This window comes from Stenotrophomonas sp. 107298_Sma, assembly GCF_056480345.1.
The window spans coordinates 361280-370000 of the sequence record NZ_CM151094.1 but is presented as its reverse complement, the minus strand read 5'-3'; the positions used below and the strand labels follow the sequence as shown (position 1 = coordinate 370000).

At 66.9% G+C, this 8721-nt stretch carries 9 protein-coding genes; 5 read left to right on the top strand and 4 right to left on the bottom strand.

Annotated features, from left to right (window positions below; all coding sequences use genetic code 11):
* Positions 1-332 precede the first annotated feature (332 nt).
* A complete protein-coding gene (tyrS, locus tag ACZK2G_RS01725; protein ID WP_006388280.1) occupies positions 333-1544 on the bottom strand; it encodes a tyrosine--tRNA ligase in 1212 nt (403 codons plus the stop codon).
* Positions 1545-1711: 167 nt separating this feature from the next.
* Between tyrS and ACZK2G_RS01720 the strand changes: the two genes are divergently transcribed.
* The gene (locus ACZK2G_RS01720) at positions 1712-3184 is read left to right on the top strand and encodes a M23 family metallopeptidase (RefSeq protein WP_136639888.1); all 1473 of its coding nucleotides are present in this window, start codon (positions 1712-1714) and stop codon (positions 3182-3184) included.
* Between the two features lie 65 nt (positions 3185-3249).
* On the top strand, positions 3250-4377 hold the full coding sequence (locus tag ACZK2G_RS01715) for an anhydro-N-acetylmuramic acid kinase (protein ID WP_136639889.1): 1128 nt from the start codon (positions 3250-3252) through the stop codon (positions 4375-4377).
* A gap of 106 nt (positions 4378-4483) precedes the next feature.
* Here ACZK2G_RS01715 and ACZK2G_RS01710 read toward each other — a convergent pair whose 3' ends face one another.
* From ACZK2G_RS01710 to ACZK2G_RS01700, 3 genes are all read right to left on the bottom strand, one after another.
* Entirely contained in the window at positions 4484-4714 is a 231-nt protein-coding gene (locus ACZK2G_RS01710) for a hypothetical protein (RefSeq protein WP_032972567.1), read from the bottom strand.
* Between the two features lie 78 nt (positions 4715-4792).
* The gene (locus tag ACZK2G_RS01705) at positions 4793-6097 is read right to left on the bottom strand and encodes an AmpG family muropeptide MFS transporter (protein ID WP_136639890.1); all 1305 of its coding nucleotides are present in this window, start codon (positions 6095-6097) and stop codon (positions 4793-4795) included.
* On the bottom strand, positions 6094-6894 hold the full coding sequence (locus ACZK2G_RS01700) for an exodeoxyribonuclease III (RefSeq protein ID WP_099589074.1): 801 nt from the start codon (positions 6892-6894) through the stop codon (positions 6094-6096). Before ACZK2G_RS01700 ends, ACZK2G_RS01705 begins: the two co-directional genes overlap by 4 nt.
* A 162-nt stretch (positions 6895-7056) precedes the next feature.
* Between ACZK2G_RS01700 and pyrE the strand changes: the two genes are divergently transcribed.
* From pyrE to ACZK2G_RS01685, 3 genes are all read left to right on the top strand, one after another.
* Positions 7057-7716: an orotate phosphoribosyltransferase gene (gene pyrE / locus ACZK2G_RS01695; protein WP_032972564.1), complete on the top strand. Its 660-nt coding sequence runs from the start codon at positions 7057-7059 to the stop codon at positions 7714-7716.
* Positions 7717-7735: 19 nt separating this feature from the next.
* On the top strand, positions 7736-8398 hold the full coding sequence (locus ACZK2G_RS01690) for a hypothetical protein (RefSeq protein WP_136639891.1): 663 nt from the start codon (positions 7736-7738) through the stop codon (positions 8396-8398).
* A 220-nt stretch (positions 8399-8618) separates the two neighbouring features.
* Positions 8619-8711 (top strand): potassium-transporting ATPase subunit F, encoded by a 93-nt coding sequence (locus ACZK2G_RS01685; protein ID WP_012509821.1) that lies wholly within the window; start codon positions 8619-8621, stop codon positions 8709-8711.
* The last annotated feature ends 10 nt before the right edge of the window (positions 8712-8721 follow it).

Below are 8721 nucleotides of genomic sequence, written 5' to 3'. Positions count from 1 at the left end.
ACCTTCGTTCGATCATCTCGTTCGGCGGTGGTGGGCGCCCTGTTGTCGCTGAAGCCCCTTGGTGGCGACCCCTGCGACGGGGGAGGAGAAGTATGTCCCCATTCGCATCATTTGTGAAGGGGGTGTGGCGATTTTTTTCAACGAATGCTGCATCCGTTCATCCATCGCGCTGCGGGAGGATTCCGCGAAGAGCAGCCGAGCGCGGCTATGCCGGGCGTCCTCGCCCGGCCCGCTGCGGGCCGTCGCAAGCGACGTTGGCAACGGCTCCTGCCGTTGCCTTCGGCTCTACAAGAGCACAAGGAAGGGCCGGCTGGCGCCGGCCCTTCCTTGTATCAGGCAGCGACCAGGCGTACGCGGGCGAAGGTGCGCTTGCCGACCTGCAGCAGACCCTCGAAGCCCGGCTGCAGCACCTGCTGGCCGTCTTCCACCACTTCACCGTCCACCTTGACCGCGCGCTCCTTGAGCTTGCGGTTGGCCTCGGAGTTGCTCGGGGTCAGGCCCGCCGCGGTCAGCAGCGCGGCGATACGCAGGCCTTCGGCCGGAATCGCCACGTCCTGCAGCGGCAGCTGGGTGATGTCGCCCTGCCCGGTCACCGCCGCTTCCCAACCGGCAACCGCCTGTTCGGCCGCTGCGGCGTCATGGAAGCGGGTCGCCAGCTCACGGGCCAGGCGCAGCTTGACCACGCGCGGGTTCAGGCCGCCATTGGCCACCTGCTCGCGCAGCTGCACGGCTTCGGCCTGGCTGATGTCGAAGGACAGCAGCTCGATCCAGCGCCACATCAGGGTGTCGTCCACCTTCATGGTCTTGGTGACGATGTCGATGGCCGGCTCGCTGATACCAATGTAGTTGCCCAGCGACTTGGACATCTTGTTGACGCCGTCCAGGCCTTCCAGCAGCGGCATGGTCAGCACCACCTGCGGCTTCTGGCCGTGGTGCTCCTGCAGGCCGCGGCCCATCAGCAGGTTGAACTTCTGGTCGGTGCCGCCGAGCTCGACGTCGGCTTCCAGGGCCACCGAGTCGTAGCCCTGCACCAGCGGGTACAGGAACTCGTGGATGGCGATGGACTGCTGGGCGGCGTAGCGCTTGGCGAAATCGTCGCGCTCGAGCATGCGCGCCACGGTGTGCTGGCCGGCCAGGCGGATCATGTCGGCCGCGCCCATCTTGCCGAACCACTCCGAGTTGAAGCGGACTTCGGTACGGCTGCGGTCCAGCACCTTGAACACCTGCTCTTCATAGGTACGGGCATTGGCCAGCACGTCGTCCTTGCTGAGCGGCTTGCGGGTCAGGCTCTTGCCGGACGGGTCACCGATCATGCCGGTGAAGTCGCCGATCAGGAAAATGACCTGATGGCCGAGGTCCTGGAACTGGCGCATCTTGTTCAGCAGCACCGTATGGCCCAGGTGCAGGTCGGGCGCGGTGGGGTCGAAGCCGGCCTTGATCCGTAGCGGGCGACCTTCCTGCAGGCGCGCACGCAGATCCTCGAGCTTGAGGATCTCGTCGGCACCGCGGCCGATCAGGGCAAGGGCTTCTTCAATCGAGGACACGTGACTACTCCCGGCAACGCCGATTCTTGTGTGGGGTGTTAAAGCAAAGTTAACCCGATTGGCTTCACAAAAGCCAATGGGCACAAGGGTTTGACGCCGTTTTCTCAGGTGTCTATGGTAACCGGCGATCAGGCCCGCGCTCCCGGGCTGCCAGGAAAGAACCGCCGATGCACAATTCCGAACAAGGGCGCGCACGCAAGCAGCGCTTCCAGGAACGCCTCCACGTCCTGCACGACAACGCCCTGCATCGGAAGCTCAGGCAACATCTTCCCGCCGCCTTCAATGAGCGCTGGACCCGCCGCCATTGGATGCATGCCAGCCTGTTCGCGACCATCGGCGCCCTGGTGGCGACGATCGTTCCCGGCTTCTCGCACACCATCGATGCGCCCTTCGCCGACAGCCATACCAGCCTGGCGCTGCCGTTGCCGCCGCTGACCATGGCCCGACAGCAGCAGGTGCCCGGTGACAGCTGGCAGGTGCTGCGCGTGCAGCGCGGCCAGACCCTGAGCGACCTGTTCGACAAGGCCGGCATCCCGGCTACCACCCTGCACCGGGTGCTGGACCATCCGGGTGCGCGCGAGGCGCTGACCAAGCTGCGCCCGGGTGCCGAGATCGCCTTCGACATGCCGCTGTCCGGCGACCTGCGCAGCATCCGCTTCGACCGCGATGCCGACAACCGGGTCGAGCTGAGCCTGTCCGGCGACGACATCAAGGAGAAGGTGACCAAACGCGAGACCTCCACCCGCACCGTGGTCACCAGCGGCGAGATCACCAGCTCGCTGTACGCTGCGGCCCGCCGGGCCGGGCTGTCGCCGTCGGCGATCGCGACGATGACCGACGACATCTTCAAGTACGACATCGACTTCTCGAAGGACCTGCAGCCGGGCGACCGCTTCAGCGTGGTGATGGATGAAACCTGGCGCGAAGGCGAGAAGGTGGACACCAGCAAGATCCTCGCGGCCACCTTCACCACCGGTGGCAAGACCTATTCCGGCTTCCGCTTCGACCGCAACGGCAAGTCCGAGTACTACGACATCAACGGCCGCTCGCTGAAGAAGAGCTTCATCCGCATGCCGATCCCGTTCGCGCGGCTGAGCTCGACCTTCGGTGCGCGCAAGCACCCGGTGCTGGGCAAGATGCGCATGCACAAGGGCGTGGACTACGCCGCGCGCACCGGCACCCCGATCATGGCCGCCGGCGACGCCCGTGTGCAGTTCGCCGGCGTGCAGCGCGGTTACGGCAACGTGGTGATCCTCGACCACGGCCGTGGCCACACCACCCTGTACGGCCACATGTCGCGCTTTGCGAGCATCCGGACCGGCCAGCGCGTGGCGCAGGGCACGGTGATCGGCTATGTCGGCTCGACCGGCCTGGCGACCGGCCCGCACCTGCACTACGAATTCCGCGTGAACGGCGAGCATCGCAATCCGCTGACCGTGACCATGCCGCCGCCGGAGCCGCTGAAGGGTGCCGAGCTGGTCGCCTTCCGTGCGCAGACCGCGCCGGCGATGGCCCGCATCCAGGGCATGGAGAAGCTGATCTACGCCGACGCCAGCCCGACGCCGACCGGCCGCGACGAGGCCGCCCCCGAGGTGGCCAGCGCCAAGGACAAGCAGACGACCGGCCGCAAGCGCGGCTGAGCCCATGCGTTGACGAAGAAGGACGCGGCAGCCCAAGCTTGCCGCGTCCTTTTTTTATGCCTGCCATGAACACGACTGCCGACAGCGACGCCCCCCTGTACCTTGGCCTGATGTCGGGCACCAGCGCCGACGGCATCGATGCCGCACTGGTGCAGTTCCCCGCCAGTGGTGGCTGCCGCTTCGTGCATGGGCTGACCGCCCGCTGGGAGCCGGTGCTGCGCGCGCGGCTGGTGGCGCTGGGCGAAGGCGGACCGCTGGATTCGCTGGAAGAGCTCGGCGAACTGGACGCGCGGATTGCGATCCGTTTTGCCGAGGCGGCCAACCAGCTGCTGGCCGAGGCCGGCGTGGACCACAGCCAGGTGCGCGCGATCGGCTCGCATGGGCAGACCGTGCGCCACCGGCCACTGGCCGACCCGGCGTTCACCGTGCAGCTGGGCGACGGCAACCGCATCGCCGAGCTGACCGGGATCACCACGGTGTGTGATTTCCGTCGCCGCGACGTGGCAGCCGGAGGCCATGGTGCGCCGCTGATGCCGGCATTCCATCTGGGCATGCTGGGCACTGCCGATGAAGACCGCGCAGTGCTGAATCTGGGCGGCATCGCCAACCTGACCCTGATCCCGCGCGAGGGCGCGGTGCGTGGCTACGATACCGGCCCGGCCAACGCGCTGATGGATGCCTGGTGCCAGCGCCACACCGGCCGCACCTTCGATGCCGACGGCGCGTACGCGGCCAGTGGCGCGGTGGACGAGGGCCTGCTGGCGGGTTGGCGCTCGGACCCGTGGTTCGCACTGCCGCCGCCGAAGAGTACCGGCCGCGAGCAGTTCCACCTGGCCTGGGCCGAGGCGCACATGGGCGAAGGCCAGTACACCGCCGCCGACATACAGGCGACGTTGCTGGAGCTGACCGTGGCGACGGTGGTCGATGCACTGCTGGCACAGCAGCCGCAGACACGACGCCTGCTGGTGTGTGGCGGCGGCGTGCGCAATACCCAGCTGATGCGGCGACTGACGGCGCGGCTGCCGGGGGTGCAGGTGGAGTCCAGTGCGGTGCACGGTCTGGACCCGGAGTACGTGGAAGCGATGGGCTTTGCGTGGCTGGCACAGCGGACGATGGACGGGCTGGCCGGCAACCTGCCGAGTGTGACCGGGGCGAAGGGCCCGCGGATCCTGGGCGCGATCCACCTGGCCTGAGCGGGGCTACATCCGCCGGGCATGGCCCGGCGCTACCCCGTCGGCAGCATCCCGGTAGCGCCGGGCCATGCCCGGCGGGCAGGTATCACCGCGACCAGGTGTCAGGTCAGTCGAAGCCCTGCCCTGCGGGCAACGCCTGCAGGGCGGCGATGGCATCGGAAAGGGCGTCCACTTCGGGATCACCGAAGCCGGAGCGGACTTCCAGTTCACTGCTGAACAAGCCCTGCTCCAGCAAGGCCTCGCAGGTCTGTTCATGGGTCCAGCCGCGAGCGACCGCGACCCGTCGGATGCGTTCCAGCAACAGCGGGTCCAGGTCCCGCAGCACAACGTCGGCCATGCTCACTTCCCCGTTCGCAAGGCACCGCCCCCTCGGCGCGTCGGGGGCGATGATCCCGCAGACCGGGCGGGCAGGCAATCAGGCGACCGGTGGCGGCCCGCGGTCGGCGATGCGCGGCCACAGCCAGACCAGCAGCAGCAGGGTCGGTACCACCGTTACCGAGCTGAGGATGAAGAACGTGCTGTAGGACGTGGCCTCGACAATGTAGCCGGACACGCCGCCGACGAACTTGCCCGGCAGGTTAGCCAGCGAGACCAGCAGCGCATACTGGGTGGCGGTGAAATTGCGGTCGGTCAGCGACGACATGAAGGCCACCAGCACGGTGCCGGCAAAGCCCTGGAACAGGTTGTCGGCACTGAGCGCGGCATAGAACGCCCACAGCTTGCCTGGATTGTGCGCCATCAGCAGGAAGGCCAGGTTGGACAAGGCCACCCCCAGCGCCGCCACCAGCAACATGCGCCGGAAGCCGAACGCCGCCACCGCGATGCCACCCAGGAAGGCGCCGGCAATCCCCATCCACACGCCGAACAGCTTGGAGACCGTGGCGATGTCCGCCTTGTCGAATCCGGAGTCGAGGTAGAACGGCCCCGCCATCACACCAATGACCTGGTCGGGGAACTTGAAGAAGCCGACAAAGGCCAGCAACGCAAACGCCAACGCCACGCCGTTGCGGGTGAAGAAGCTGCTGATCGGCTGGACGAAAGCCTCGGCAACATCGATGCGACGCTGCACGGCCGTGGCCGGACGCTCTGGTTCGGTACACAGCAGGGTGGTGATTATCGGCAGCAGCATCAGCGCCGCCATGGCCAGATAGGCGATGATCCAGCCTTCGAACTGGGCCAGGTACAACGCGCCTGCACCTGCCAAGATCAGGCCGATCCGATAGCCCAGCGTGTAGGTGGCCGCAAGCGCCGCCTGGGCCGCCTGTGGCGCGATCTCGATGCGGTAGGCATCAACTGCCGAGTCCTGGGTGGCACCGGCAAATGACGCCACCAGCACCCACATCACCAGCGGCCAGACCCCCTGCTCGGGCCGTACGAAGGCCAGCGCGACCAGACCGACCAGCACCATCACCTGCGATACCAGCAACCATGAGCGGCGGCGGCCAAGCCTGCCCAGCAACGGGAAGGCGTAGCGGTCCAGCAGCGGCGCCCACAGGAACTTGAGCAGGTAGAAGAAACTGGCCAGGCTGATCAGGCCAATGCTGCCCAGATCCAGGCCAACGTCACGCAGGCGCGTGGACAGGGTCTGCGAGGCGATCAGCAGGAACGGCAGGCCACTGCCGAAGCCCAGCATGGCCATGGTCAGCGCCGACGGTGTGCCGAAGGCGCGCTTGATTCCTGCCCAACCCTTGTAGCTGACCGGCTTGGCAGCCTCGGTCACAGGTCGTAGTCCACGATGAACGGAGCGTGGTCGGAGAAGCGCTCATCGCGATAGATCGAGCAGCTGCGCAGGCGGTCACGCAGGCCCGGGGTGATGAACTGGTAGTCGATTCGCCAACCGACATTGTTGGCTCGGGCGGCGCCACGGTTGCTCCACCAGGTGTAGTCCTCGCCGGTGGGATTGAGCAGGCGGTAGGCGTCGGCCCAGCCGCGGCCGGTGGCGACATCGGTGGTCTGGCCGTGGTCGGCGCACAGGGCGTTGAGCCAGTCGCGCTCTTCCGGCAGGCAGCCGGAGTTCTTCTGGTTGGACTTCCAGTTCTTGATGTCCAGCGCCGAACGCACGATGTTCCAGTCGCCACACAGCACGTAGTCGCGGCCGCTGCGCGCCCACTCCTCGAGGATCGGCCGCAGCCATTCCATCACTTCGAACTTGAAGCCCTGGCGCAGGTCGCCCGAGCTGCCGGACGGGATATAGAAGGAGACCACGCTGAGGTTGCCGTAGCGCGCCTCGATGTAGCGGCCTTCGTCGTCGAACGGGGCCCAGCCCAGCGAGGTGATGACCTGGTCCGGCTCGCGCTTGCTGTAGATCGCCACGCCGCTGTAGCCCTTCTTGGTGATGGCGTCGCGGTAGAAGCAGTGGTGGCCGTCCGGGCGGAACATCGGGTCGGTCAGCTGGTCTTCCTGGGCCTTGGTCTCCTGGATGCACAGGACGTCGGCGTCCTGGGCACGGAACCAGTCGAGGAAGCCCTTGGTCGCGGCGGAACGGATGCCATTGGCGTTGAAACTGATGATGCGCATGCGGGGGACCTGCGGCGGGAAACCGGGCAAGCATACCGGTTGCCTGCCGGGCTGCGCAGTCCGCCGGGCACCGCCCGGGCACCCTTCACAAGGCGCTGGACGAGCGCGGAACGCCCAGCTGGATTAGGATTTGTGCTCCAAATGAAGATGAATCGAGTTTTGATGAGCGACCACCGTCACCGTTTCCTGCAGCTGGCTTTGACCGCCGATGCCCTGCGCTTCGGCCAGTTCACCCTCAAGTCCGGCCGGCTGAGCCCCTATTTCTTCAACGCCGGTCGCTTCGACTCCGGCTCCCTGCTGTCGCAGCTGGGCGCGTGCTATTCCGACGCCATCGACGCCACCGGGATCAAGTACGACGTGGTGTTCGGCCCGGCCTACAAGGGCATTCCGCTGGCCACCGCGATGGCCTGCGAGCTGGCCCAGCGTGGCCGCGACCTGCCGCTGTCGTTCAACCGCAAGGAAGCCAAGGCCCATGGCGAAGGCGGCCAGCTGATCGGCGCCGACATGAATGGCAAGCGCGTGCTGATCGTCGATGACGTGATCACCGCCGGCACTGCGATCCGCGAAGCGCTGGGCATCATCCGCGACGCCGGTGGCATCCCGGCCGGCATCGTGGTCGCGCTGGACCGCCAGGAGATCGCCTCGGACACCGACCATCGCTCCGCCGCACAGGCCGTGGCCGAAGAGGCCGGCATTCCGGTGATCGCCGTGGCGACGCTGGCCGACCTGCTTGATTTCGCCTCCGGCAACCCGGAACTTGTCGGTTACCGGCAGCCGCTGGAAGCCTACCGGGCCCAGTACGGCGTCCGTTCGATCCGCTGACCGACCCAGGGGAAAGGTCATGTCCCGAGTTCCTGCTGTTCTCTTCGCCGGCCTGCTGCTGGCCCTGCCGTTCACCGTGCCGGCGCAGTCGCGCGACAGCGGCAAGGCGGAAAAGAAGCTGTACTGCTGGAACGAGGGCAAGGAGCGGATCTGCAGTGATTCGCTGCCGGCCGATGCGGTCAACCATGCCCGCGAGGAGTTCAACGCGAAGAGTGGCCTGCGCAATGCGCAGGTCCAGCGCGCGTTGACCGACGAGGAGCGCGCTGCCGCCAGCACCGTGGCGCAGCAGCAACAGCTGGACTTGATGGCCACGCAGACCCGCCAGCGTACCGAGCAGGCGATGCTGTCCACCTATGGCAGCGAGGACGACCTGCGCCGGGTGTTCACCGAGCGCCAGGAAGTGCTGGACAACAACCTGAAGACTGCCGAGTACAACGTCACCAGCCTGCGCGAATCGCTGGTGGCGCTGCTGTCGGCCGCCGGTGACCGTGAGCTGGCCGGCGGCAAGGTGGCCGACAAGCAGGCCGAGGCGATCCGCCAACGGCATGTGCAGCTGCAGGCGCAGCAGCGCCTGCAGGCCGGATTCCTGCAGCAGCAGCAGGCATTGAAGGCCGAGATCGACAGCAGCCTGCAGCGCTATCGCGAGCTCAAGGGGCTGGTGCCAGCAGATCAGGCCCCCTGATTCCCCTGTAGCGCCCAGCCCATGCCCGGCTCCGCGTGACCTCGGCAAAGAGCAGCCGAGCATGGGCTCGGCTCTGCAGCAGGTGCGGCTGGTTACGGTTTGGCCGGCGGAATTTATGCACTCTTTACGCGTCGGCCCGGTCCGGCGCGTAGTGCGTTTATGGGGGGCAGGACGACGATGACGGCCTGAGGTGGAGGGGTTCCACCAGGACGCTAATGCAATGTCCCCCTGGCTGTCGTTGTTGTGTGGCGTCGTGGTGCTGGTCGCCGCCGCCTATCTTCTTTATGTCGTGCTGCGGCCCGAGTCGTTCTGAGCGGAGACTG